Origin of the sequence: Maridesulfovibrio sp. FT414 (assembly GCF_050916235.1) — a bacterium.
Taxonomy (GTDB): domain Bacteria; phylum Desulfobacterota; class Desulfovibrionia; order Desulfovibrionales; family Desulfovibrionaceae; genus Maridesulfovibrio.
Window position 1 is genome coordinate 529,731 of record NZ_CP104854.1, and the last position, 24,394, is coordinate 554,124.

The following is a 24,394-nucleotide window of genomic DNA, read 5'->3' on the forward strand; positions in this document are numbered from 1 at the left end:
CCATGGCTACAATCAACATGATTCTGCAAGGCAAGGGCGGCGTGGGCAAAAGCCTCGTTGCAAGCCTTCTTACACAGCATCTTCTTGAGTCAGGAAAGGATGTCTGCTGTGTAGACACTGACCCGGTGAACGCTACATTTGCCGGTTACCGCAACTTCAATGTCACAGCACTGGATATCATGAACGGCGATGACATCGACCCCAGAAGATTCGATACCCTCGTAGAACTAATGCTGGCTCTGCCGGATGAAACGGAAATGGTCATCGACAATGGAGCTGCGACTTTTGTCCCCCTGGCAAGCTATCTTGCTGACAACGAAGTTTTCCAGATGCTCGATGAAACAGGTCATCAGATCAACCTGCACACAGTCATCACCGGCGGTCAGGCTCTTCCTGACACCCTCAGCGGGTTGAACTCACTTCTCAAGGCATTCAATGTTCCCATCTATATCTGGCTGAACGGCTACTTCGGACAGATCAACACTAATGGGAAGAACTTCGAGGAATTCAAGGTCTACCGTGAAAACATTCACCGGCTGGCTGCCCTGATCCGGATTCCCATGAAGAAAAAGGAGACCTTCGGCAGAGACCTTGAAACCCTGCTTACTGAAAAGATGTCCTTTCAGGAAGCGCAGGAAAGCACCCTGCCGATCATGACCAGACAGCGTCTGAAAATGGTCTGGAAAGAAATTCAAACCGAGCTTTCGGCTTCCGGACTGTAGGAAACTACGATGTCTGAACAGATTTCAAGCAAAGCCCCCCTCACCATTCAGAGCGTGCGCGATCTCATTGCCGAACAGCACAAAGTGCTGCTCGACGAGAACGACCCCATTCTCATGGCAGTGACCATGCATCGCGCCGCTCTGGATGAATACGACAGGCTTCTGCAGGAAAACCGCCGACTGCTCAGTGAAGACATGAGCGAACACGTTTGTGCCTTCTCAGCTGAAGTTCGCAAGTCAACCAACAGCCTTTTGAGCAAGGCCGTTAAAGCAAGCATTGACAATTGTCTGGCGGAAATAAGCGAACATCAGAAACAGATGAGTAGCTTCCTCGGGTCAATCAGGAGCATGGCTATTCTGGCCGGAATGACTCTGGGGCTGTCTATTGCCGTATCTCTCTCGGTCATTCTGTGGGGTGTAAGATGAATGATCAGATCATGGAAGAAATGGAAAGACGTCTGGTCGAAAACCTGAAGCACAACATGGGACCGCAGATTGTCGAAGCTCTCGGAGACGAAGATGTGGTCGAAATCATGGTCAATCCTGACGGCAAACTCTGGATCGAAAGACTTGGCGAAGATATGCGTGAAGTTGGAGAAATATCTCCCCACCAAACCGAAATGATCATTTCTCTGGTGGCAAGTGCCCTCGATACGACCGTGACCAAAAATTCGCCCATTGTAGAGGGAGAACTTCCCATCGACGGAAGCCGCTTTGAGGGCCTGCTTTATCCAATAGTTAAGGCTGCATCCTTTTCCATTCGCAAGAAAGCCAGTCAGGTCTTTTCACTGGAGCAGTATGTGGAAAAGGAGATCATGACTCCAGAAGTAATGGAATCAATCAAAGATGCTGTCTCTGCAAGAAAGAACATCGTTGTCATCGGCGGGACAGGTTCCGGAAAGACTACACTGGTCAACGCCATCATCAAGTCCATCTCGGAACTGTCTCCATCAGACAGATTGGTAATCATCGAAGATACTGCTGAACTGCAAAGCCAGTCCCGCAACACTGTTTTTCTACGGACCTCAAACTATACCTCCATCCAGTCATTGGTCCGGGCGACAATGAGGCTTCGCCCGGACCGGATACTTGTTGGCGAAGCAAGGGGTGGCGAAGCACTGGAGCTCCTCAAAGCCTGGAACACAGGCCACCCCGGAGGAGTAGCGACTGTTCACGCCAACTCTGCAATGGAAGGCCTTCTTAGGATCGAACAGCTCATTTCAGAAGCTTCAACCTCTCCAATGTCCAAGCTGATAGGGTCTGCTGTTGATTTTCTCATCTTCATCCGCAGAGCCAGAAAAGGCAGGAAGGTAACCGAGGTTGCAAAAGTAAAAGGCTACGACCCCGTAAAACAAAAATACCTACTGGAGTACATCCTCAATGAAGAAGAATAGCAAACTTCTCCTAATCGCGGCTGCAGCCCTGCTCATTCCGGAGGCAGCCCTTGCGTCCAATACCATCGCGGAATTCAAGACCCCGATGGAAGCGGTAGTCGGAACCATGACCGGGCCAGTTGGTCAGCTGATTTCCATCGCGGCCATGGCCGGGTGTGGAATCACCTATGTTTTCAATCGGGACGATATCACCGGTGGTTTTAAAATTCTTCTCGGCGTCGTGTTCGGGATCTCTTTCATCGCCTTCGCCGGTTCAATCGTGCAAAAACTTTTCGCCTTTACTGGAGCCATGGTGTGAGAACAATCGCCATTCACAGATCGCTGCACAGGAAAACCCTGGTCATGGGTGGAGACAGGGAGCTGGTCATGCTCTCGGCTGTCATCGCCCTGACTGTGGGAGTGGGAGGAAAAACCATGCCCTCAATTGCTGCAGCTATTGTTTACTGGATTGTTTCCCTGCTCATTTTCAGACGGATGGCCAAGGAAGATCCACAAATGCTTCAGGTCTGGCTGCGTCACCGCAAACAGCAGGACTTCTATCCTGCCAGATCTACTCCCTGGAGCAGATAGATATGCTCAATATTAAAGATTACCGCCACACTCCCAAAGGATTGCCGGACCTGCTCCCGTATGCAGCCATGATCGAGAATGGAATCATCTTATGTAAGGACGGCTCACTCATGGCTGGCTGGAAATTCCGGTCGCAGGACACTGCATCCAGCACCGAGGAGGAGTTGAGCACCATCAGCAGCAGAGTCAACAATGCACTGCGAATGCTTGACTCAGGCTGGATGTGCCACGTCGAGGCGGTGCGCACTCAATCCACAGCTTACCCCCACGCCGGAAACAGCTTCTTTCCAGATCCCATCACCGCAATGATTGAAGAGGAACGCAGACAGATGTTTAAAGCTGCCGGGACATTCTACTCCACGGAAACATTCCTGGTGGTCAGCTACAAGCCACAGTTCATTTCGCAGAAACTCGGTGATCTCGCATACGAAGGAGGCGGCACTAACAATCCTTTTGAAAAGAGCCTTGCAAAATTCAAGGCGACAATCATTGAACTTGAAGATGCTCTTTCCCTTAGCATGCAGCTGAACCGACTACTTGAATTCTCCTTCGAGGATGAATTCGGAGTTAGCCTGACATGCTCTCCTCTGCTGTGCCTGATCCAGCTGTGCATCAGCGGAGACGACCGGCCTGTTATACTGCCTGAGACACCTATGTATCTTGATGCTGTAATCGGCGGACAGGATCTGACCGGAGGAATTCGTCCTTCCATTGGAGAAAAACACATCAAAGTTATTGCGCTTGACGGCCTGCCGCAAAACAGCTGGCCGTCCATGCTCTCCTGTTTTGAGGGACTTTCTGTTGAATACAGGTTCTCTACCCGTTTCATTTTCATGGATCAGTTTGAAGCCCTCAAGGAGCTCGAGAAATACAGAAAAACATGGAGCCAGCAGATATACCGGTTTGTGGACAAGATGTTCAACAATCCCAATCCAAAGACCAACCGGGATGCCCTGAGCATGTCCGAAGATGCCGAGGAAGCTATCGAGGAGATCCAGTCCGGATTTGTCGGAGCTGGATTCTATACTCCGAATATAGTGCTTATGAGCTCTGACCCGGACGAGCTGGAATATTCGGCAAGGGAGTTGCGCCGCTTAATCATGAGGCGCGGATTCGGCTGCAGGATTGAATCGGTAAATGCTCTTGAAGCATGGCTCGGAACCCATCCTGGGAACTCCATCGCCAACATTCGCCGTCCGATAATTAATACTATGAACCTGGCGGACCTTCTTCCGCTGGCAACGATCTGGGCAGGCCGGGAGCAGAACCCGTCCCCGATGTTTCCTCCCGCCTCTCCCGCGCTGATGCATTGCGCAACTGACGGATCAACACCTTACAGGCTCAATCTTCATGTCGGCGACATAGGACACACACTTATTTTCGGACCTACCGGTGCCGGTAAGTCAACTCTTCTTGGAATCATCACCGCCCAGTTCAGGCGTTACGCCGGTGCAACGATCTTTGCCTTTGACAAAGGTATGTCCTTGTTTCCGCTGTGCAAGGCTGCAGGTGGCGCACATTACGAAATTGCCGGAGATTCTTCCAGCCTGTCTTTTGCCCCTCTTCAGCACGTGAATTCAGACTCGGAACAGAGCTGGGCGGAGGGCTGGATAGAAACACTGGCCACCATGCAGGGACTGACTGTCCTGCCGGTCCACAGGAATGCCATACATGTCGCCATGGGAATGATCAGAAACAACCCGGAACACATGCGCTCCCTGACAAACTTTTACCACAGCCTGCAAAACGAAGAACTGCGCAGCTCAATCAAACACTACACAGGAGAAGGAGCCATGGGGGCCCTTCTCGATGCAACCTCCGATGACCTTGGAATCTCGGACTTCATGGTCTTTGAAATCGAAGAATTGATGAACCTTGGGGACAAAAACATCATCCCGGTCCTGCTCTATCTTTTTCATAGAATAGAGAAAGCCCTGACCGGCCAGCCCGCCCTGCTCATTCTAGATGAAGCCTGGATCATGCTCGGTCACAAGGTGTTCAGGGAAAAGATTCGGGAATGGCTGAAGGTGTTGCGCAAGGCGAACTGTGCTGTTGTCCTTGCAACCCAGTCCCTTTCAGATGCAGTCCGTTCCGGGATTCTGGATGTACTTGAAGAGTCCTGCCCGACCAAGATCCTGCTGCCCAATGAGACCGCAATTCAGGAAAGCCAATACCAGCTTTACCAAGGACTCGGCCTCAATTCCCGGCAGATCTCAATCATAGCCTCGGCCACTCCAAAGCGCGATTACTACGTTGTTTCATCTGAAGGGCGCAGACTCATTGACCTGGCACTTGGGCCAGTAGCCCTGTCATTTGTCGGTGCATCCGACAAGGGCAGCATCGCCAGAATAAAGGAACTCATAACAGAGCACGGCAGCAGTTGGCCGCACAAATGGCTTCAGGAAAGAAGGGAGAGGTAAGATGATTCAAAGAAAAATCTTATACCCGACATTAAGCACGTCACCAAGTCGCTTGGCCATGGCCTTGCCGATAGGCCGCTTATTGTTTTCCATTTCGGAAATATGCCGCCTGGCTATACCGAGCCTGTCAGCAAGTTCCTGCTGGGTCAGCTCCTCTCTGAATCGCGCTCCGCGCAAAAGACGTCCGGGAGTACTTTCACCCAAGACCTCCTCTACACTGAAGAGCTGCTCTCCATCTTCATTTACTTCCCGGACGTCATGCCCGGCCAGACGCCAGAAAGCCACACTCGCTTCAAGAAACCTTGCGGCTTCTTCAGCAGGGACTCTGAGGCAAATATCAACTGATCCTTCGGTAGTCTGCTTTCTCGTGACTTCCAACATAACGTACCTCTACAAGTTTGACTCCGTCGCTACTCTCTTTCCAAACGGCAACGTACCGGGGTTTTCCTTTGTTCAAATGGCAATGGTGAAAACCGGGCTTGCCCTTGAGCTTACCGTAATTCTGCCAGCCATCCCGAACAGGACCATCCCGTTGAATTTCAACCAACAGAAGATGCAGACTCTCGGTAATTTTCTCCGGGAGCTTTTCCACCTGCTTTCTGGCTTTGCCTGTAATTTTTACCGTCCACACCATGAACTCAATGTACCTTTTTTTGATACATTGTCAACAACCGAGAGGTAACCAGTGAGAACCGCTTTAGTCGCATTACTACTTGTTTTAATTTCATTTAACCAAGCTTCCGCCATGACTGTCACCTGCACAAACTGCAGTGACAAATTCCTTCAGGCTCTTGAGCGGGCGACCAACATCGAACAGCTTGAATCCATGTGGAAAACCTATGCGGAAGAGATGATGCAGACCCAGCAGCAGATCATGATGGTCCATCAGAACATCGAGCAATACACCAACATGATCAAGAATACGATCAGGCTACCCTTTGCCATCAAGAACACCGTAATACGAGACTTCAAGCGTCTTGCGTCACTGTCTCAGGGACTGGTTGATACCGTTGGCGAACTTTATGTCCTTGAAGGGGTATACGACGCCTACTATCCGGATTTCAATTCCGCCAAGCAACTTGCAGGCCTGCCCACCAGTGATGTGAACCCCAAGCACTACGAATTCTACGCCAAGTGGTCTGAGAGAGTGGACGCAGCGACAAAAGCGACCTTCAAACTCTCCGGTCAGCAATTGAAGGAGATCATCGAATCCGATGAATTCGACTCACACATTGAGGATCTCCTGAGCAGCCCCGAAGGCCGCATGCAGGCTCTTGAAGCAGCCAACCAGCTTTCATCCATCCAGATTTCGGAACTCAGAAAGATGCGCGCACTACTGGCAACCTACATCCAGAACCGGGCGCAGATCGACCAGAAAAGAGAGAAGGAAGAACAGCTCCAAAAAATCCATGAAGAAACCTTTTTCAAACACATCTACAAGGAGCAGCTTGAAAGAGAAAACCTGCCGGTTCCGGACAATAATTTCTAGAGAGCCAGAGAATGGACAAGAGTTATATATCAATGCAGCGCAGCCTCTCCTCCGGCGGAAGATGGAATGAACAGCAGATCCTGACAGCTTTGCTGATAGCCATGATCGCTGTCCTCATCATTCCAGCATACGCGCTTGCAGAGGAAACAATTACTCCGACGCAGGATATTGATGTGCTGACCAGAATCCTCATGGAGTTCAAGAGCAAGGCAGCTGAATGGGAGCCAATAATCCGTGCGTATTCCATGAAGTTGTTTGCCGGGCTGCTGACCATTGATATCGCGTGGATGGGAATCCGTCTCGGACTGAAAAGAGCCGAGCTGCAGGATATTCTGGCTGAATTCGTTATCCTGGTGTTCTTTGCCAGCCTGATGCTTGCCGTCCTCGTGAATTACAAGGAATGGGCCAACAGCATCATCTCTGCCATGAGCGGAATAGCTGAACAGATCGGAGCTCCAGCAGCCGACCCTACTGCCGTGTTCGAAACAGGCTTCTACATCCTCAGCAAGATCTGGGGAGAAACGTCCTTGTGGAGCCCGGTCACAAGCACGGTTCTCGGCCTGTGTGCGATTGCAATCATTATTACCTACGCGCTCATCGCGGCCCAACTCGTGGTAATAAAGTGCGAGGCATACATCGTCCTTAATGCCGGAGCCATTCTGCTCGGCTTCGGCGGGTCTTCCTATACCCGCAACTATTCTATCAATCTCCTGAGATACGCCCTGAGCGTCGCGGTCAAGCTTTTCGTCCTGCAGCTCCTTATCGGACTGAGCATTTCATTCGTAAACGGATTCATTAAGTTGGAGGCCAAGAATGTTGAAGAAATTTTCCTTGTCCTTGGCGCATCAATCATAATTCTCGCCCTCACCATGTCCATCCCGGACATCGTCTCTGGAATCATCAATGGAACGCATGTGTCTTCCGGCAATTCACTCTCCTCTGCCGTAACTGCTGTCAGTGCGGCCACCATGGCAGCCAAGGGAGCTGTCGGTTCAACCTTCAGCGGAGCAGTCGGGGCCAAACGCAGCGTCGATGCTGTCAGGGAAGCCTCATCCTTCGCTGAAAGTGCCGGAAAAAGCGGCATCGGCAAATGGAAACACATGGGTGGAACAGGGGTTCAGGCTGTCAGGGACAATCTTTCGCAAGGACGCAGCAGCGGATTTCGCAGCAGCGTAAAGGCCCAGCACGAAGCATTCAAGATGCAACAGCCAATAATAGATCTGCCACCAGCGACGGAAACACCTGATGGGTCGTCATCAGACAAATAACAGAAGCCTTAATCGACATCAAAGAGACACCTATGCCCGAAAAACATCCTGACTCACCCTACATCTCCGCCAAAGAAGAATGGTTTGAACGGTACGGCAGTTACATAACAAGCCGTAACCAATGGCGAGCTGCCGCACTCATAATGGCCCTGACCGTCTGCCTCTCACTGACCATCAACATCATTCAGGCCATGCAACACAAGGTCGTTCCATATGTTGTCGAAGTGGACAAGCTGGGCAAGTCCGTAGCCGTCAAAAGAGCCGATCAGGCGGAACCGGTCTCGGCCAGGATCATACAGGCGGAAATAGCCAACCTCATCGTAAACTGGCGCACGGTCACCGCCGACATCGGACTCCAAAAAAAGATGGTCCAACGCATGTCTTCGTTTGTGATCGGAGCAGCCCAGGGCGCGGCACGCGGCTGGTATCAGGCAAACAATCCCTATGAGCGGGGACAGAAATTCCTCGTCGAAGTCGACATCAAGGGCATCCCCCTTCCTGTCAGCTCCGAGAGCTGGCGCATCGAATGGCTGGAGACTGTACGCAACCACTCGGGCGTAGCTGTTTCCAGTACCAAATACGAAGCGACCCTCAAGGTCCGCATCTCTCCCCCCACAACCGACAGCCAAATCATCAGGAACCCTGCTGGCGTCTACGTCACGGAACTGTCCTGGGCAAAACTTCTTGAGCAATAGGAGCCGTAATGAAACAGATTTTTCTTTCCATAGTCCTTGTGCTCAGCTCCTGCAGTGCAGCCTTTGCTGCGCCTGATCAGCAGGGACTGATGAACAAGGTCTTCGCACAGCACCAGCCACCTGCCGAGGAATCGGAAGAGATCCCGGCGGATCTTGGCAAAAGCCATCTGGCAGTCCCGCTGCCCACTCCTGACTATATCAGTAAAAAAGACGTCCCCTTAAGCAGTAAGGAGTGGGCGGCGTTACAACTTTCCAAGGAATGGATGAACCGCAAGATCAAGCCGGTCATGCAGAATAACGGCAAGGTTGTTTACGTGTACGGAGCCACCCTGCCGACAATCATCTGTTCCCCGCTCATGGCCTCCGACCTGGAACTCCAGCCGGGTGAAAACATCAATGACGTCATTGTCGGAGATACCGCCCGCTGGATGGTGGTTGTGGCCCAATCCGGCACACCGGGCCGGGAGAACACACATCTTATAATCAAACCCCTCGATGCCGGGCTGGAAACCACTGCCGTCATCACCACTGACCGGAGAACCTACCACCTGAAGCTGGTTTCCAGACGCAAGGGCTACACCCCTTACGTCGGATTCATTTACCCGGAAGATCAGGAGAAGATCCTTAAAGCCAGCCTGAAAAAGAAACAGCGCAAGGACGTATGGGACACCACCCAGATAGAAGGAAAGACCGTGGATCTCTCCACCCTCGACTTCAGCTACACCATCACCGGCGAAGCAAACTGGAAACCTATGCGCGTCTACAACGACGGGATCAGAACTTTCATCCAACTGCCAAGGACTTCCACCCAGACCGAGATTCCGGTGCTGCTGGTTGAAAAAGCCGGTCAGGAAGCCATCGTCAACTATCGGGTAAAAGGCAACGCCATGATCGTTGATGAAATCTTTGAAAAAGCAATCCTCGTGGCCGGGACCGGAATGGATCAGGCCAAGGTGGAGATCAAGCGTATTGAGGTGACCAAATGAGGATGCTCATTGTTCTGCTTATGCTGCTCATTCCGGCCACCGGCTGCACTTCTCTCAGGAAAGCCACCAATCAGGTGGAGGTGGAAGTGATGGAACAGGAACCGCCCATGTATGAGGAACATGAAATTGATCCTCTGGTTGAAGAAGCGGTACTCAAGGTTGCCGGTCATTACCCTCCGGGCCGCACCGTCCTACACCTGACTGTTTCCGACAACGCCTTCGGCTGGAAGTTCGACGCAAACCTCCGCTCGCAGGGATTCCAGTTCAGCCCCAAGACAACCGATCCCAACGTGCTGGACATGGATATGGTTTTCGATGCCATCGGCAACAGCACCCTCTATTACCTGCACGTCAAGGCTTCTGACGGCTGGTCATTCGGACAGGTCTACAATCTCAGCTTTGAAGGATTTGAAAAGGCCGGTCTGCTGACCCAGACGCCAGCCTTCTTTGAATTCGTGGGCAATGACGCCGAGCAGGTCGAATCACCCCTTGATGAGAACTGGTCCATTCTTCCCGGAGGACTGCGCGACCAGCTTAAACGCTGGGCCGGACGTGCCGGTTATACAATGATCTGGAAGGCTAACCACGACTTCCAGATGCAGGCTCAGGCAACTTTCCGGGACACATTTCCAAGGGCGGTCAAACGACTGTTCTCCCGTATGCACGCCAGCGGAAACTCGCTGCGCGTGACCATCTACCAGGCCAACAAAGTAATCGAAGTTTGTGAGGATTAACATGAAACGGTTTCTCTTACCCATTCTCATTCTGTCCATCTGTATGTCCCTGGGCGGATGCAGCAATTTCCAACCATCACCGCAGGAAAGGTCGGTCAAAAGCAGGGCCGCTCTCATGCGCGAGGCAACAAGCAAAAAGACAGTAACAGTTGTGCACGCTCCCTACCTCGGAGCGATTCCTGTGGAACTGGAAGACAATAAACTGCCAAAAGTTTTCTCCAGAATAGTCACCCTGAACGCTGTGGGCACGGCTCCGGAACTTGCCAAACGGATCAGTGAACTAGTGCCGCTGCACATTGAGGTCGAGCAGAATGAAAGTTCCCCGCTCACACAAAACGAGCCCACTTCCAGCGGTCCTAAAAAGTTGAAAATCAGGTACGATGGACAGCTTAAGGGACTGCTTGACTACCTGTGTGAATTCTTCGGCATGAGCTGGGAATTCGATGCGATCACTTCCAAAGTCGAGATTGCCCGTTTGCAGACCAGGACTTTCAACCTTGCCGCTGCACCGGGCAACATCAAGTACGAGTCCACCATTACCAACAAGTCCCAGACTGCAGGTAATTCCGGAAACGCCAACACCGTCAGCGGCATAAGCCAGACCACCAAGACTTCTGACAGCGTCAGCCAGACCTCCCAGACCAACAAGGCCAGCTTTGAAGGGAATGTATGGGAAGACACCCAGAAAGCCGTTGAAGCAATGCTCACCAAAGACGGCAGGGTCGTAGTCAACGAAGCAGCCGGGCTGGTCACCGTAACCGACACAAGCACAGTTCTGCGCCGGGTTGAAAAGTACATCAAGAGCCTCAACACCAAAATGGGCCGCCAGGTGGCCCTTGCGGTTAAGGTCTGGGCTCTTGAGCTTACCCGCAACGCCGACACCGGCTTCAATCTTGAGACAGTCCTCGAAGCAGGACAGTCAAGTTTCAGCCTGCTCGGAGGCCAGCCCTACAGCACCATTTCCGGAGCAGGAACCCTGACCGCCGCAATTCTCGACGGCAGTTGGAAGGACACCAAGCTGATGCTTCGGGCACTCCGCCAACGAGGCCGCACCACTCTGCTCACTTCCGGTTCCGGAATTGTAATGAATAATCAGGCCCTGCCTGTTCAGGTTGTAAAGCGGGATTCATATCTCGCCGGGGTGAGCTCAACCACTACTGAAAACTCCATCCAGACTTCGGCCCTGACACCCGGAGAAGTCTCCACCGGTTTTTCCATGACCGTGATCCCGCACATCATGGATAACCGCAAGGCCATCCTGCAATACAACATCACCCTGTCCTCACTGGACTCCATGCAGGAATTCACTTCCGGAGACATGACTATCCAGCTCCCGCAGGTTTCCACCCGCAGCTTCAGCCAGCGTGTGAAGATGAAATGCGGCCAGACGCTGGTCCTTGCCGGGTTCGAGCAGGAAAGCAATCAGGATTCAAAGGGGATCGGCATAACTTCCGGCGGACTCAGCCAGCAGTATGGCAAGAGCCTGATCATCATCACCATTGAGATGGAAAGTGCCGGGGTCTAGCCATGCAGCAAGTAGCTATCACCAAAAACAAGCGCAGTACGAACTTTGCCATCGGCTTCTGGTGGCAGATCCTGGACGGAAACGGAGGTCGAAAGGAACTTCTCGCTCAGGCCCGAAAGCTGGCAGAGGATTTCCCGGACCGTAATTACAACTGCGTGGTTCCCAGAAAGCAGCAGTTCGGACTTGGCTCCTGCGACTCCGCCAAGCTCAGACGGTTGCCGTCTCTGGCCTGCGCACTGGTGGAGCGGTCCCGGTCCACATGGATCGGGCTGTTCCGCCTTACCGAAGAAATGTGGTGGGTCTGCGCTGTCAGCAAAAAGACCATTGTTGCTGAGGGAGACCAGTATTTCAGCTCAAGAATTGAAGCTGAAGCACACCTGAAAAGCCTCAAATCCATGTCCAACTGGGACAACAATGAAGTGATCTGCGAGACCGTGGACGAATCCATGGAGCACTTCAACGGGTTGATCAGGATCTCCGAAAGAGTCCAGCACCTTTACAAGCAGAACCGCCGTGGACTTCTGATCTCCGCTGCGGCTTGCATCGCCCTTATGCTCATGGGCTGGCTGCTCTGGAGCCAGCATCAGCAGGAAATCCTTGAAGAGCAGCAGCGCATGGCCGCCATTGAAGCCAGACTCAGACAGAAACAGGGAAAAACCGAAGCAAAGAGTGAAAGGAACCCGGCCAGCTATTTTTCCATGGACTGGAAAGAAACGGTCCTGCCCTCATTCTTTGCAGAAAAATTCCTTGAGGCGCTCCGCCATTCCGAGCCCTACACCATGGGTTGGAAACTGGAGTCCATTATCCGCAATGGAGAAGGCATTTACATGTCCTGGCTGCATCAGCAGGGAGCCCAGTTTACCGAACGCCCGGTCGATTCGATTCTTGGACGTCGCCCGGAACTGGCTGAGATCACAATAGCCTATCCAGTCAAAGAGCTCCGCCCGACACAGCAGCTTATTGAAAAGCCCGAAGCAACTGCAAGGCTTTACGAGCTGACCAGAATACTCGGAGCACGGTTGAACCTCAGCTGGAAGAACCCGGAAATCAAAAAGATTGGCAATTCTGAGCAGATCACCGCCCCATGGATCAAAGGGGAATGGAAACTCTCGGACCTGCCTGCGGTTTCCTCCATATCCGAGCCACTGTTCGCAACAATGGATACCATCCCCTGCCTGGTCCTTTCCAAAATAGACCTGACCGACGGCAGATGCACCATGGAGGGCCAGATCTATGCGTCTTATTAACCTCGCCATCTTCATGCTGATGTTGTCTTCCTCTCCGGCTCTTTCGCAGGATGCTGGAAACTTTCCCGGCAACTCGACTGAGCCACTGGTATCAGCTCCAGGCAATGCCTCGACATCCTCTGCGGCTCCGGCCAATGCGACAAACGCAACGGTTTCAAACGGAACCATCTCCAATGCAACCAGAGCAATGCAGGATCTTCTAACTGGCTCAAGAAACAGGACTGCATCCAACATTCCTGCCTTCTATGAAGGAACAAACAGCACCAACTGCACCGGCAATGCATCCGTATCCAACACGGGCAACGGAACTGCAACCATGGGCACAGAACAGCTTGAAAATAAACCGGATACGGACGCTGTAGAAGGATCAAATCAGACATCCGCTGAACCTGATGCTAATCGGCAGTCTATTTCCGGCCCGCCGTACGTCTCCCTTGAGACCCTAAGTGCCCTGCGTTCTCAGCTCGATGTGCTGGAGGTTCAGGTCAAGATCGCAGCGCAGCAGAAGAAGCTGCAGGAGCTGACCGTCCCCATGCTTCCGGCCATTACTGCCACTGCAGGGAAAAGCAGCAAGAAGGCAGCTGCAAAAGGCTGCCGCCCGGTCTGGCCCAGAATTGTTTCCATTCAGGGTGTGGACGGCAGACTTTCAGCCACCCTTGTGAGTCCCGACGGATTGCAGATTGTGACCAGAGGGGACAAGGCCGGACCCGGCAACATCATTTCCATCACCCCGAACAAAGTCCTGGTCCGTTTCGACGGCAGGGATGTGGCCTTGAAATTCAAGGAGTAAACAATGACCAACAACGAAATTCCAAAAGACCTGCAGGAACGAGTCCTCTTCCTCGACGGCGTGATCTACATCTCTGCGGAGATGGAAGATGATGCGCATCTGATGTCGTTCCTAAGTTACGCCTCTCGCAAGGGCTTCAAGGAAACCAAACGTCTCGAAGCCAATGAATTCCAGAAGCTTCGCAAGAAGCATTACACCAAGGCCGAGACCAGCAGCGACATTCAGGCCCTTGCGGTGCGAATCATCGCCGATGCCTTTGAACAGGGCGCGTCCGACATCCATCTCACCGATGAGGGGCCTTTCGCTTCCATCAAATTCCGCAGGCTGGGCATGGTTCAGGACCACAGGCAGCTCATGGGCGAAATCGGCCGCAAGGTGATTGTGGCCATCTACCAGACCATGTCCAACCAGACCGATTCTACCTTCGTACCCAGCGAAAGACAGGACGGCAGGATAGTAAACAGTGATTTCCTCCCGACCGATGTCCATTCGATCCGCATCCACACCGAGCCGCTCGAATGTTCCATGGCTGAAAACGGAACCGGAACATTCATGGCCCTGCGGTTGCTCTATGACCGCACCACCGCCAAGGGCAAACTTCCTGAACGGCTCAGTACCCTCGGCTATTCCGACCGGCATATCCGCCGTTTCCAGTTTCTGACCCAGAGGTCCGGACTTACCCTGCTGTCCGGTCCTACCGGTCACGGGAAAAGTACCGCCCTCAAACATGTCATGGAAAGCATGGCGGAAGAGAATCCTGAAAAGAACTACCTCGCCATTGAAGACCCGCCGGAATACCCGCTGGAGCGGGTCAAGCAGGTCCGGGTGAGCACCAGCGACCAGGACGAAAACAGGGGCGCGGCCTACCGCAACGCCATTGCCGGAGCCATGCGTTCCGACCCTGATGTTATCATGATCGGTGAAATCCGCTTTCCGGAAGCTGCTTCCGCTGCTCTGGACGCTGCCCAGACCGGTCACGGGGTGTGGACAACAGTTCACGCAAACTCGGCCTTCGGGATCATCCAGAGAATGGTTTCCCTACTGCGTGCTGCACACTACCCGGACCCGCTCGAGTACCTCTGCGACCATACCGTGCTTTCCGGCCTGCATCACCAAAGGCTGGTTCCGGTTCTCTGCCCCAATTGCAAGATGCCCATCAAGGACATGACCGCCCTTGCAGCAGACAACGAACTGCGCCGCAAGTGCCTTCCTGAACCGGTCCTGAACCGCCTTTTCCGGGCAGTTGATGACATGCAACTGGTGCACATCAGAGGCGAAGGCTGCGCCGAGTGTTCCGGCATGGGCATCATCGGCCAGACCGTGGCCGCAGAGATGGTCACCACCGACCATGTGATCCTCAAGGCCATCCGTGCAGGAAACATGGAGGCTGCATACAAACACTGGCGGCATGAGCAGAATGGCCAGACCTTCGTCAGCCATGCCATCGACCTCATCCAGGACGGAATAATCGACCCTTACCTCACCGAACTCAGACTCGGTGTGCCCCTGAACTACGCCAAGGCCTTTGATGACTTCAACCTGTCATCCAAGGATCTGGATGAGCTGGCCGGTTCCAAGACAGTGGAGGCTCCCAATGCACATTTCTGATTTTACAGGAATCCTTGCAAAGCTGTTCTTCTCCCAGCCGGTACGGATCAGGGTATACCGCAAGCTTGCGGCCATGACCCGGCACGGAGTCAGTGTGGCCGAGGCCATCAGCTACATTGAAGAACGGCACGCCAAGCAGAAGAGCCCACTTACACCTGTGCTGGCTGAAGTGTCAGCCCGCATCCATTCCGGGAACAAAATTCATGAAGCCCTGAGCGGTTTCATACCCGCCGAGGAAGCCATGCTGATCCGGAGCGGCGAGAACTCCGGAAAGCTTTACGAGGCCCTTGATCTTTCCGTGCGCCTCATCAAGGCCCGGTTGAAGATCGTCAGCTCCATGTGGAAGGCCCTGAGCTATCCGGTTCTTCTGATCCTCGCCGTGATCGCGCTCTTACTGGTGCTTTCCCGGTATGTGGTTCCGAAGCTTTCCGAGCTGTCCGATCCGGCCCGCTGGATGGGTAGCGCAAAGACCCTTTATCAGGTCGCCGGATTCGTGGACTCCACTGCCGGAACAGTCCTGCTTGCCGGACTTGTGCTTCTCTTCCTTCTCTCACTGGCGACCATCAGGATCTGGACCGGCAGGCTGCGCGTCAATGTTGACGGCATCCCACCGTGGTCATTTTACCGGCTGATCATCGGCAGCCTCTGGCTGTTCACCCTCTCAACCCTGATGAAGTCCGGAATTCAGCTTTCCCAGGCAATGAACGACATGCTGGCAACTCCCGGTTCCAGTCCATGGCTCAAGGAAAGGCTCAACTCGGTCAAGGCCCAGTTAAATCTTGGCAAAGGCCTCGGCCAGGCCCTGGACGATTCCGGTTACCGTTTCCCGGCCCAGATCATCATCGAAGATCTGCGAGTCTATTCCAAGCTTCCCGGCTTCGACGCACAGCTTCACCTCATAGCCGAGGAATGGCTGGAAGAAGGCATGGAAACCATCAAGACCCAGGCCAAGGTCATCAACATCGTCTGCATCATCAGCATCAGTTCCATGATCTCCAGTATCGTTCTGGCGGTCACTTCCCTTCAGCAGCAACTCGGTCAAACCATGGGATATTAAGGAGAACCAAATGACTTTACTCGAAACAATAGGCGCATTGCTCATCGGACTCATCGTGCTCGGCGGTTCCGGCTATATGCTTTCAAAAGGAATCGACAACGACAAGATAGCCAAGGCGGAACAGAACCTCTCCACCTTCCGCCTGGACGTCAAGAACCTTTATCAGGGCGAGCCTGACTTTGCCGGACTCACCACTGACATTGCCGTGACCAACGAAGCCGTGCCCGACGGCATGATCAAGAGCAGCGGAGAAGTTCGTAACGTCTGGAACGGAGCGGTTGCTGTCGCTGCCGGAACCGATCCGACCACCTTCACTATCACGCACAACAGCGTGCCGGAATATGCCTGCGTCAAGCTCGCAACATTTCAGGCCGGTTCATGGGTCTCAGTCACTGTCAACGGAGTGGAAATCGACCAGGCAAGCGGAATGGTCGCCGCCATCACCGAACAGCTTGCCGACACCAACACCATCGTCTTCACCTCCAACTAGTAATTCATAACACGGAGAGCCTCATGGAATTTACGAACATGCCTTTGATAAGCCAGATTGAAATAATTTTAGTCAGTTTAATCGCAATGGGATGCACTGCATATATAGCATTCATCACTCCGAAGATTTTAAGTTTAAAAGCAGAAGCCAAAGTAGCAACAATGAACACATTGGCATATGCATGCACACAATCAATCAATTTAATACGTATTTCAGCAATGGAATATAGATACCAAAATGCAGGAAAGTATTCTGGAATTAATATGGATAGAATTTCTATCCAACCTACATATCAACACAATGAGAACATATCTATCTCATCTACAGACGAAGGAAACAGCTTCATCCTTACATATTCACACCTCAGCGCATTCAAATGTTCCATGGTTATAATTCTGCAATCTCAATTCTGGAAAAGTATCTCCTTAAACGGGGAAGAGTTGGATCAGGATAGGATCACTCCATCATTTCTTTCTGGATTTGGACTCAAAGAGTTCACCAACACCATCGTCTTCACCTCCAACTAGCAGAGGCTTCAAATGACACTCAAAAGTGTATCATTCACGGATTTGATTCTCCATGAGAGCGGGGAGGCTTTCATGAAAGGCTGTGACAGCTGCGGCCAGAAACTTGTCCCCTGCGCGGAGGACACCAAGAAGGAAATCCAGCTCCTTCACAGGGAGGTCCTCAAAGTCCATGAAGAAAGTGGACGGCACACTTTCCGGGTAATGCATGAAGAAATCGGCTACCGGGTGGCCCTTTACGAAGGAGTCTACTGGGGAAGCGGTAAGGTCTTCTTCCTGCGCAAGATTCAGGCGAACGTCGACCCGTTCAACACTATCGGGATGCCTGCTCCGCTTGCGGGCTGGCTGCTCGCAGAACAGCAGAGCAAGGGGCTTGTGCTTTTTACCGGGGCACAGGCCTCCGGCAAGACTTTCAGTGCATCATCACTTGTTGCCACCCGCCTTGCAATGCTCGGTGGCCATGCGGTCAGTTTTGAAAACCCAGCAGAAATGCCGCTGGACGGCAAGCACGGCGAGTTCGGTTTCTGTTTCCAGGCTGAAATTGAACGCGAAGAGGATCTGGCTGAAGCCATCGAGCGTTCACACCGTTTCGCCTCACCTAATATCATCTATATAGGCGAGATCAGATCCAAGCATGCGGCAAGCGAGGCTCTGCGCGTCTGCCTTGGCTCCGACAAACAGATCGTCATCGCCACCCTGCACGGCTTCGACCTCGTTGCAGCCCTTGAAAGACTTGTGACTATGGCCCGCGAAATAGACGGAGATGTTGCCAGCCAGAACCTTGCCCAGGGATTGCTGGCAGTTATCCACCAGCAGCTCGAACAGGACGCAGACGGTCGAAAGGTTCTGCGCGTGCCTCAGTTCCTGCTCGCTCCCTTCACCGAAAACCACAAAGGACTTCGCGCCAAGATCCAGAACGGCGAGCTGGCCGGGCTGCAGGAAGAAATGCGCGAACAAAAGAACCGCATCCAATTCGGAGGCATTGATTCCATATGAAGATGCTCGCGATCCTGTTCACCATTCTTGGGGTTATGGCCCTTGTTACCGCAGAAAACAGTTTTTCTCCTCAAGCTATCAAGGCTGAATCCGTGGCGACAAACTACGGGGTCTACCGCAATGCCGTGAACAAGTTTGCCACTGGTAATGCCAGTATAGCAGCCGGTGAAATTTCCGAGTCACTCCTTGACCTGCCGTCCGGCTGGAAGGCCATTCGTAGCTGGGCCAACCGGCTGGACGGCGGGAATCTATATGTATGGGGGCCGGTCAACAGCATCGAGGCGGAGCAGATCAGGGAACTGTTCTTGAACAGCTACGCCATAGGCATCAAACGGGACGGTGCGCTGCTCAACAACCACGGAACAGGCGTCGCCCTGCCCGGGTTCATACCGGAAGGCAGTATTGTCAGCGTGATTACCCCATAAGGGGGATCTGATTCGATTCGCGTTTTTGAAGATCGCATTTCGAATCCCTAATGGTGAGACGAGGAACATATATGAATGTAATTAATATGAAAAACATACCCGGACAAAAAGGATTCACTTTAATCGAAATGCTGGCGGGACTGGTCATCCTGGCAATGGTTCTGCCGATGCTCGGCAACATCATCAACCGTGGCGTTGAAAACATAAAACAGCGCAACGTCAGCAACCATCTTGCCGCTGTTCTCGATGCCGCTTCCGCATATGCCAAGGAAAACTATGCGGCCCTGATAACCTCTGCAACAGCTTCCGGCGCAACTGCGGTCACCATGGCCCAACTCCGCGCCGGGGGCTTTCTTCCCTCCGGTTTTCAGGATCGCAATGGCTGGGGACAGGACTACGGAATCTATGTGCTCGAACCTTCAGCCGGAGACCTGCAGGTAGTTGTCCTGACATACAACGGCCGCACAGACTCGGCCAGCGATAAGAATTTCAGCACGGCCATTGTTCCCGCAACGGCGGCCATGGTCGGCGGAGCTGGCGGCTACATCCCCACCGGAGACCTTCCCGGCCAATCCTCTTCGGAACTGCGCGGTTCCTATGGAGGATGGACTGTGGACCTCGCGGCCACAGATATTCCCGTTCCTGCCCCTGGCCATATAGGTGGACGGGCCTTTCTGCGCGAAGAGGACATCAGCAAGGACTTTCTTTACCGCGTAGAAGTTCCCGGTCATCCGGAGCTCAATGAAATGTCCACCGAGCTGGACATGACCGACCACGCCATTGAGGGAATAAAAGAAGTTCATTTCGAACAGCATACCCTTGCCGACATCGACACCTCAGGCTTCTGCGGAGATCCAGACAAGGAAGGCCGGGTTTTCTTCGATCCTGCGGTAGGCCTTTACATCTGTCGGACAGGAGAACCGCAGGTCATTGCCGACACCGGCAATTCTCAGTTCCTGAAAGGTTCGACAATAGCCATTGACGGTGAACTGATTCCAAAACCGGTCTGTCCTACCGGTGTAACATCTTCGCCACAGATTTTCGTGGCTCCGGCAGCTTTTGCAGAAGGAGCCCTTTCAAAAGCAATTGTTGCCGTCCAGTGCTGGGCAACCAACGAAGATGCGGACAACTGGCGAGTCCACATGCGTATCCGCACCGTTGATTCCGGCAGCGGATGGATTGCACCTCCATCCGGAACCGGCAGAATCATGGTTCTTACAACCTGCAATTAATGGAGAATACCATGAAAGCACACCTGAACAGACTGATCACAAGAGTCCTCCTGGTACTCCTGGTCCTGACAATACTGGCCATCACTTTTTGCGCCATCAACATGTTGGGGGCCATATCGAAAGCTCTCGCCGGAGATGCCACCAGCTACACACTTGTTGATGTCCAGCCGCAGGGACTGAGTGATTTTCCTATAGGAGCAGTTGTCCCCTATTCTTCCGGTACTGTTCCGGCAGGCTGGCTTGAATGCAACGGTCAGTCAACAGCCGGACACACAGAACTGGCAGCGATTGTTGGAGCAAATGTGCCGGACCTGCGCGGTGAATTCATTCGCGGATGGGACCATGGGCGAGGAGTAGACCCCGGACGTTCTTTGAAAAGTGTTCAGGGCCAGAGTTTTCAAAGCCACTCCCATCCTTTCACCCTGTACAGCATGAGTGGTGGAAGTATCCCTCAAGGGGGCTACGCCGAGATCAATATGAACTGGGCCAACGGCAACAACCAGGCTGCCTACGGGCATTCCACATCCTCCGCCGGAGGAACGGAAACGCGCCCCCGTAACTATTCCATGATGTACATCATCAAGGCTGAATAGGACGTAGTTATGTCAGATTCTCCCAACAGCCTTGCCCGTCCCAAGGTCAAAGTGACCAAACTGGACAAACGTATCCTTTACGTTGCCATCGGCATCGGTATCCTGCTGGTCGTTATCCTGATCTATGCTGTCCAGAACTCAAACAAAAATGACAGCACCCAAGCGGACAGTTTGGTCACTCCAGTATCCGAAGCGGACATGAAACAACCCCTGCAGGACCCGAAACGTACTTCCGGACTGGCCATGCCAGAACACGAAGAGGAGAAAACCGAGAAGCAGCAACAGATCTCGGAAGAAAAGCCGCTTGTGACGGTAGTTCGCACCAGGGAACCTTCCGTGGATGAAAAACTGCGGGCAAAGGAATTGCTTGAACTTCGTACCTTCCGCCTTGAACGGATGAAGGCAGCCCTCAGCGCACCGCTCAGGATTGACGGAGCTATTCCGGAGAAAAAGCAAGGCAGTGTCCAGGTAGTAAATACCAATATGGATGATGTCCGCTCAAGGCATCCCCTTACAGCCTCCGGAACAGGCGCAGCCATGACCGGAGAGAAGGATGACCGGCAGGACAAGGAGGAATTCCTCAGCTCTCGCGCTGCAAAGGACGGCGCCTGGCAACTGCCATACGAACGTGTGCCAGGCAAACCGTTTGAGCTGAAAACCGGCTCGGTCATCTCCGGGATCATGATCAGCGGCATCAACTCCGACCTGCCTGGGCAGATCATCGGGCAGGTCAGCCAGAATATTTATGACACGGCATCCGGGCAGCATCTGCTGATTCCGCAAGGCTCGCGCATGATCGGGGTTTACGACTCCCGTGTCGCCATGGGGCAGTCCCGCGTGCTGGTAGCCTGGAACAGAATTATCTTCCCGGACGGTTCCTCCATCACTCTGGGCATCATGCCCGGCACAGATGTAGGCGGCTATGCCGGTTACTCCGGGGACGTGGACAACCATTACCTGCGGATCTTCGGATCTTCAGCAATCATGAGCCTGATCAGCGGCGTCATGGCCTTCTCAATGGACAGCTTCAACAAAGGTTCATCTTCCCGCGAGAATCCAAGCCTTCAGGACGAACTGGGCTCTGCCCTTTCAAGCCAGCTCGGACAATCCACCCTGCAGCTCCTGCAAAGCAACATGAGCATCAAACCGGCCATCAGCACCGCGCCGGGCAAGCGTTTCAACATGGTCGTGACCAAGGATATCGTCTTTGCACGGCCCTACACCCCGTACAGGAGCTAAATATGAAGAACAGTTACGGACTCGGTGAAAAGACAGGACGCGGCAGAACCGGCCTTTATTACCTGATATTCATGCTGCTCGTTGCTCTGGCGGCAATGGGTTATGCAACCCAGCAGACTGCAGAACTGTACGGCTACCACAAGACCCTCGGAGCTCCGGTTTACGGACATCTTTACTGGCCGTGGATGATCATCCTCTGGCTGCCGAAACTTGAACACGGTTCCGGTCTGAGTTCGATCATCAGTGATGCACAGCTGATATTCATCGCCCCCCAGTTGATATTCCTCGGCATTGCCAAAATGTTCATGAGAAAGCCCAAGGGCATCGAGGACATCCATGGCACAGCACACTGGGCCGGAAAGGAAGAAATCAGGAAAGCCGGGTTACTCGGCGGTTCAGGGGTCTATGTCGGAGGCTGGCAGGACAGGGAAATCCTGCGCTACCTGCGTCACAGCGGACCGGAACACATCATGGCATTTGCCCCAACCAGATCGGGTAAGGGTGTAGGCCTGGTATTACCGACCCTGCTTTCATGGGACGGCAGCTCCATTGTCCTGGATATCAAGGGAGAAAACTGGGCTCTGACTTCCGGCTGGCGTAAATCGCAGGGCCATAAGGTCATGAAGTTTGACCCGACAGACGCAACCGGCATGTCGGCCCGCTACAATCCTCTTTCTGAAATAAGACTCGGCGGTCCGCACGCCATCCCGGATGCCCAGAACATTGCCAGCATGATCGTCGATCCTGACGGCAAAGGGCTCAAGGACTACTGGAACAAAGCCGCTTTCTCGTTCCTTGGCGGAACCATCCTGCATTGCCTGATCCATTTTCAGATCAAGGAAGGCCGCCACGCCACCCTAAACGATCTGTCGCTCATGCTCGCCGACGAAAATCGGGAGATGTCCGAGTTGTTTGAAGACATGCTCACTGAAAAACACGAGGAGCACCTTGCAACCCTCTTCGGAGACAGCATGAGCTCTGATTCCATTGTGGCCATAAGAAAGTTTATTGCCGCCGCTGCCCGCGAAATGCTCAACAAAGCCGACGCCGAACTCTCCGGGGTTGTCTCCACCGCTGTTGCTAACATGGCCCTTTACCGTGACCCGGTGGTAAGTTGGGCGACTTCCGGATGCGATTTCCGCATCGATGAGCTCATGAATACAGAAACTCCGGTCTCGCTTTACCTCGTAATCCGCCCTTCTGACATCGACCGTCTACGCCCACTGGTGCGCCTGATCCTCAACATTGTTCTGCGCCGGTTGACCGAGAAAATGGAATTTTCCGACGGAGCGGTCAAGGCAGGCTACAAACACCGTTTGCTGCTTATGCTCGATGAGTTCACCTCACTTGGCAAGATGGAGATCTTCGAACGGGCCCTCGCCTTCATGGCCGGTTACGGAATCAAGGCCTACATCATCGTGCAGGACCTGGCCCAGCTCCAATCAGCTTATGGCAAGGAAGAATCCATCATGAGTAACTGTCATCTTCGTATTGCCTACGCACCCAACAAGATTGAAACAGCGCAGGTGCTTTCCAGGATGACCGGAGAGGCCACCATCATCCAGAAAAAGACATCCCTGTCTGGAACCCGTTCCGGCCACATGAACCGGGCAAACATAAGCATATCCGAAGCCAAAAGAGCCCTGCTCACCCCGGACGAATGCATGCGCCTGCCTGGTGCGGAAAAAGACGCCAGCGGCAGAATTACCAAAGCCGGGGACATGCTCATTTTTCCCGCTGGATTTGCCCCTATCTATGGCCGACAGATTTTGTTCTTCCTCGATCCGGAGTTCCTGAAAAGATCAAAAATCCCGGCTCCGCCCAAATCGGACCTGATCCACGAGGACTCACCGCAGGACCAGAGTGCAACCAGACTGTCCAGAGAAGAGCAAAGTCAACTAATGGACGAAATTATTGATGAGAACCAGGGATATGAAGAAAGCGATGAAATCTGAAGCTGACAGGCTGCTCCCGGTACGCTTTCCCCGCGAGGCCTGCAGGTCCTGCCCGGCCTGTGCCGCATGGATGGCCGCCAACGGGACGCGCAAATACGGGCGTCCCGGTTGCAGGCTCTGCCAAGGAGACGGAAGGGTTCCATATCTGTTCCTTCCTCCTGAACAGGTTTCAGGACGCGACCTTTTAGAGGTGGCACATGGACCGCTCCCCTTGCTCAAGCCCATGTTCGGGGACTGCAAGGCTCCCGGCCAGCACCGGGCCATGCAGATGGGCACACAAGTGCGCTGCCCGGGCTGCGATGACCTCTGCATCATGCCAGAGACCATCAGCCCCGGAGACCTGATCACAACGGCCAAACGCAAACGCAGAAGAAAGACGTCTCATCCGCTCACTGCGGCAATGTAACAGGATTAATTTTCAACAGACCTTATTTT

The 24,394-nt window shown here is 53.3% G+C and carries 26 protein-coding genes; 25 read left to right on the plus strand and 1 reads right to left on the minus strand.

All coding sequences use genetic code 11. The annotated features are described in order from the left end of the window. Positions 1-2: 2 nt before the first annotated feature. From N7E73_RS02420 to N7E73_RS02445, 6 genes are read left to right on the plus strand one after another with little or no spacing between them, the layout of a single operon-like run. A complete protein-coding gene (locus N7E73_RS02420; RefSeq protein WP_432737286.1) occupies positions 3-722 on the plus strand; it encodes a P-loop NTPase in 720 nt (239 codons plus the stop codon). Positions 723-731: 9 nt separating this feature from the next. Next, a complete protein-coding gene (locus N7E73_RS02425; RefSeq protein ID WP_432737287.1) occupies positions 732-1,148 on the plus strand; it encodes a hypothetical protein in 417 nt (138 codons plus the stop codon). Next, the gene (gene trbB / locus N7E73_RS02430; protein ID WP_432737289.1) at positions 1,145-2,116 is read left to right on the plus strand and encodes a P-type conjugative transfer ATPase TrbB; all 972 of its coding nucleotides are present in this window, start codon (positions 1,145-1,147) and stop codon (positions 2,114-2,116) included. Before N7E73_RS02425 ends, trbB begins: the two co-directional genes overlap by 4 nt. Then, a complete protein-coding gene (locus N7E73_RS02435; RefSeq protein ID WP_432737291.1) occupies positions 2,103-2,414 on the plus strand; it encodes a TrbC/VirB2 family protein in 312 nt (103 codons plus the stop codon). The genes trbB and N7E73_RS02435 overlap by 14 nt, the downstream gene beginning before the upstream one ends. Beyond that, positions 2,411-2,686 carry a conjugal transfer protein TrbD gene (gene trbD / locus N7E73_RS02440; protein ID WP_432737292.1) on the plus strand — a complete coding sequence of 92 codons (276 nt, stop codon included), beginning with the start codon at positions 2,411-2,413 and terminating at the stop codon, positions 2,684-2,686. The genes N7E73_RS02435 and trbD overlap by 4 nt, the downstream gene beginning before the upstream one ends. A 2-nt stretch (positions 2,687-2,688) precedes the next feature. Next, the gene (locus tag N7E73_RS02445) at positions 2,689-5,106 is read left to right on the plus strand and encodes a conjugal transfer protein TrbE (protein ID WP_432737294.1); all 2,418 of its coding nucleotides are present in this window, start codon (positions 2,689-2,691) and stop codon (positions 5,104-5,106) included. 6 nt (positions 5,107-5,112) lie between these two features. On the opposite strand, the gene N7E73_RS02450 is transcribed toward N7E73_RS02445, so the two are convergent. Beyond that, positions 5,113-5,487 (minus strand): helix-turn-helix transcriptional regulator, encoded by a 375-nt coding sequence (locus tag N7E73_RS02450; RefSeq protein WP_432737296.1) that lies wholly within the window; start codon positions 5,485-5,487, stop codon positions 5,113-5,115. Positions 5,488-5,791: 304 nt separating this feature from the next. Here N7E73_RS02450 and trbJ point away from each other — a divergent pair, with 304 nt between their 5' ends. The 19 genes from trbJ to N7E73_RS02545 all read left to right on the plus strand — a co-directional run bounded on the left by trbJ (position 5,792) and on the right by N7E73_RS02545 (position 24,365). Continuing rightward, entirely contained in the window at positions 5,792-6,595 is an 804-nt protein-coding gene (gene trbJ, locus N7E73_RS02455; RefSeq protein WP_432737298.1) for a P-type conjugative transfer protein TrbJ, read from the plus strand. Between the two features lie 11 nt (positions 6,596-6,606). Further along, a complete protein-coding gene (gene trbL, locus N7E73_RS02460) occupies positions 6,607-7,863 on the plus strand; it encodes a P-type conjugative transfer protein TrbL (protein WP_432737300.1) in 1,257 nt (418 codons plus the stop codon). Between the two features lie 32 nt (positions 7,864-7,895). After that, positions 7,896-8,558 (plus strand): VirB8/TrbF family protein, encoded by a 663-nt coding sequence (locus tag N7E73_RS02465; RefSeq protein ID WP_432737302.1) that lies wholly within the window; start codon positions 7,896-7,898, stop codon positions 8,556-8,558. Positions 8,559-8,566: 8 nt separating this feature from the next. Then, positions 8,567-9,544: a P-type conjugative transfer protein TrbG gene (gene trbG / locus N7E73_RS02470; protein ID WP_432737304.1), complete on the plus strand. Its 978-nt coding sequence runs from the start codon at positions 8,567-8,569 to the stop codon at positions 9,542-9,544. After that, on the plus strand, positions 9,541-10,278 hold the full coding sequence (locus N7E73_RS02475; protein ID WP_432737306.1) for a toxin co-regulated pilus biosynthesis Q family protein: 738 nt from the start codon (positions 9,541-9,543) through the stop codon (positions 10,276-10,278). The genes trbG and N7E73_RS02475 overlap by 4 nt, the downstream gene beginning before the upstream one ends. 1 nt (position 10,279) lies before the next feature. Next, entirely contained in the window at positions 10,280-11,803 is a 1,524-nt protein-coding gene (locus N7E73_RS02480) for a secretin N-terminal domain-containing protein (RefSeq protein ID WP_432737308.1), read from the plus strand. 2 nt (positions 11,804-11,805) lie between these two features. Further along, complete coding sequence (gene pilO2 / locus N7E73_RS02485; RefSeq protein ID WP_432737310.1) at positions 11,806-13,050, plus strand: type 4b pilus protein PilO2; 1,245 nt, start codon at positions 11,806-11,808, stop codon at positions 13,048-13,050. Next, positions 13,037-13,840: a type IV pilus biogenesis protein PilP gene (gene pilP, locus N7E73_RS02490; RefSeq protein ID WP_432737312.1), complete on the plus strand. Its 804-nt coding sequence runs from the start codon at positions 13,037-13,039 to the stop codon at positions 13,838-13,840. The genes pilO2 and pilP overlap by 14 nt, the downstream gene beginning before the upstream one ends. A 3-nt stretch (positions 13,841-13,843) precedes the next feature. Further along, the gene (locus N7E73_RS02495; protein ID WP_432737314.1) at positions 13,844-15,448 is read left to right on the plus strand and encodes a GspE/PulE family protein; all 1,605 of its coding nucleotides are present in this window, start codon (positions 13,844-13,846) and stop codon (positions 15,446-15,448) included. Further along, the gene (locus N7E73_RS02500) at positions 15,435-16,505 is read left to right on the plus strand and encodes a type II secretion system F family protein (RefSeq protein WP_432737316.1); all 1,071 of its coding nucleotides are present in this window, start codon (positions 15,435-15,437) and stop codon (positions 16,503-16,505) included. The genes N7E73_RS02495 and N7E73_RS02500 overlap by 14 nt, the downstream gene beginning before the upstream one ends. 10 nt (positions 16,506-16,515) lie before the next feature. Then, positions 16,516-16,995, plus strand: coding sequence for a type 4 pilus major pilin (locus tag N7E73_RS02505; protein WP_432737318.1), 480 nt, complete (start codon positions 16,516-16,518; stop codon positions 16,993-16,995). A 23-nt stretch (positions 16,996-17,018) separates the two neighbouring features. Further along, positions 17,019-17,522, plus strand: a complete 504-nt coding sequence (locus tag N7E73_RS02510; protein ID WP_432737320.1) for a hypothetical protein — start codon at positions 17,019-17,021, stop codon at positions 17,520-17,522. A gap of 12 nt (positions 17,523-17,534) precedes the next feature. Beyond that, on the plus strand, positions 17,535-18,515 hold the full coding sequence (locus N7E73_RS02515; RefSeq protein WP_432737321.1) for an ATPase, T2SS/T4P/T4SS family: 981 nt from the start codon (positions 17,535-17,537) through the stop codon (positions 18,513-18,515). Further along, positions 18,512-18,940, plus strand: a complete 429-nt coding sequence (pilM, locus tag N7E73_RS02520) for a type IV pilus biogenesis protein PilM (RefSeq protein WP_432737323.1) — start codon at positions 18,512-18,514, stop codon at positions 18,938-18,940. The genes N7E73_RS02515 and pilM overlap by 4 nt, the downstream gene beginning before the upstream one ends. Positions 18,941-19,011: 71 nt before the next feature. Next, entirely contained in the window at positions 19,012-20,172 is a 1,161-nt protein-coding gene (gene pilV, locus N7E73_RS02525) for a shufflon system plasmid conjugative transfer pilus tip adhesin PilV (protein WP_432737325.1), read from the plus strand. A gap of 11 nt (positions 20,173-20,183) precedes the next feature. After that, the gene (locus N7E73_RS02530) at positions 20,184-20,765 is read left to right on the plus strand and encodes a phage tail protein (RefSeq protein WP_432737327.1); all 582 of its coding nucleotides are present in this window, start codon (positions 20,184-20,186) and stop codon (positions 20,763-20,765) included. A 9-nt stretch (positions 20,766-20,774) separates the two neighbouring features. Beyond that, complete coding sequence (locus N7E73_RS02535; RefSeq protein ID WP_432737329.1) at positions 20,775-22,004, plus strand: TrbI/VirB10 family protein; 1,230 nt, start codon at positions 20,775-20,777, stop codon at positions 22,002-22,004. A 2-nt stretch (positions 22,005-22,006) separates the two neighbouring features. Further along, positions 22,007-23,959, plus strand: a complete 1,953-nt coding sequence (locus tag N7E73_RS02540) for a type IV secretory system conjugative DNA transfer family protein (RefSeq protein ID WP_432737331.1) — start codon at positions 22,007-22,009, stop codon at positions 23,957-23,959. After that, complete coding sequence (locus N7E73_RS02545) at positions 23,949-24,365, plus strand: hypothetical protein (protein ID WP_432737332.1); 417 nt, start codon at positions 23,949-23,951, stop codon at positions 24,363-24,365. The genes N7E73_RS02540 and N7E73_RS02545 overlap by 11 nt, the downstream gene beginning before the upstream one ends. The last annotated feature ends 29 nt before the right edge of the window (positions 24,366-24,394 follow it).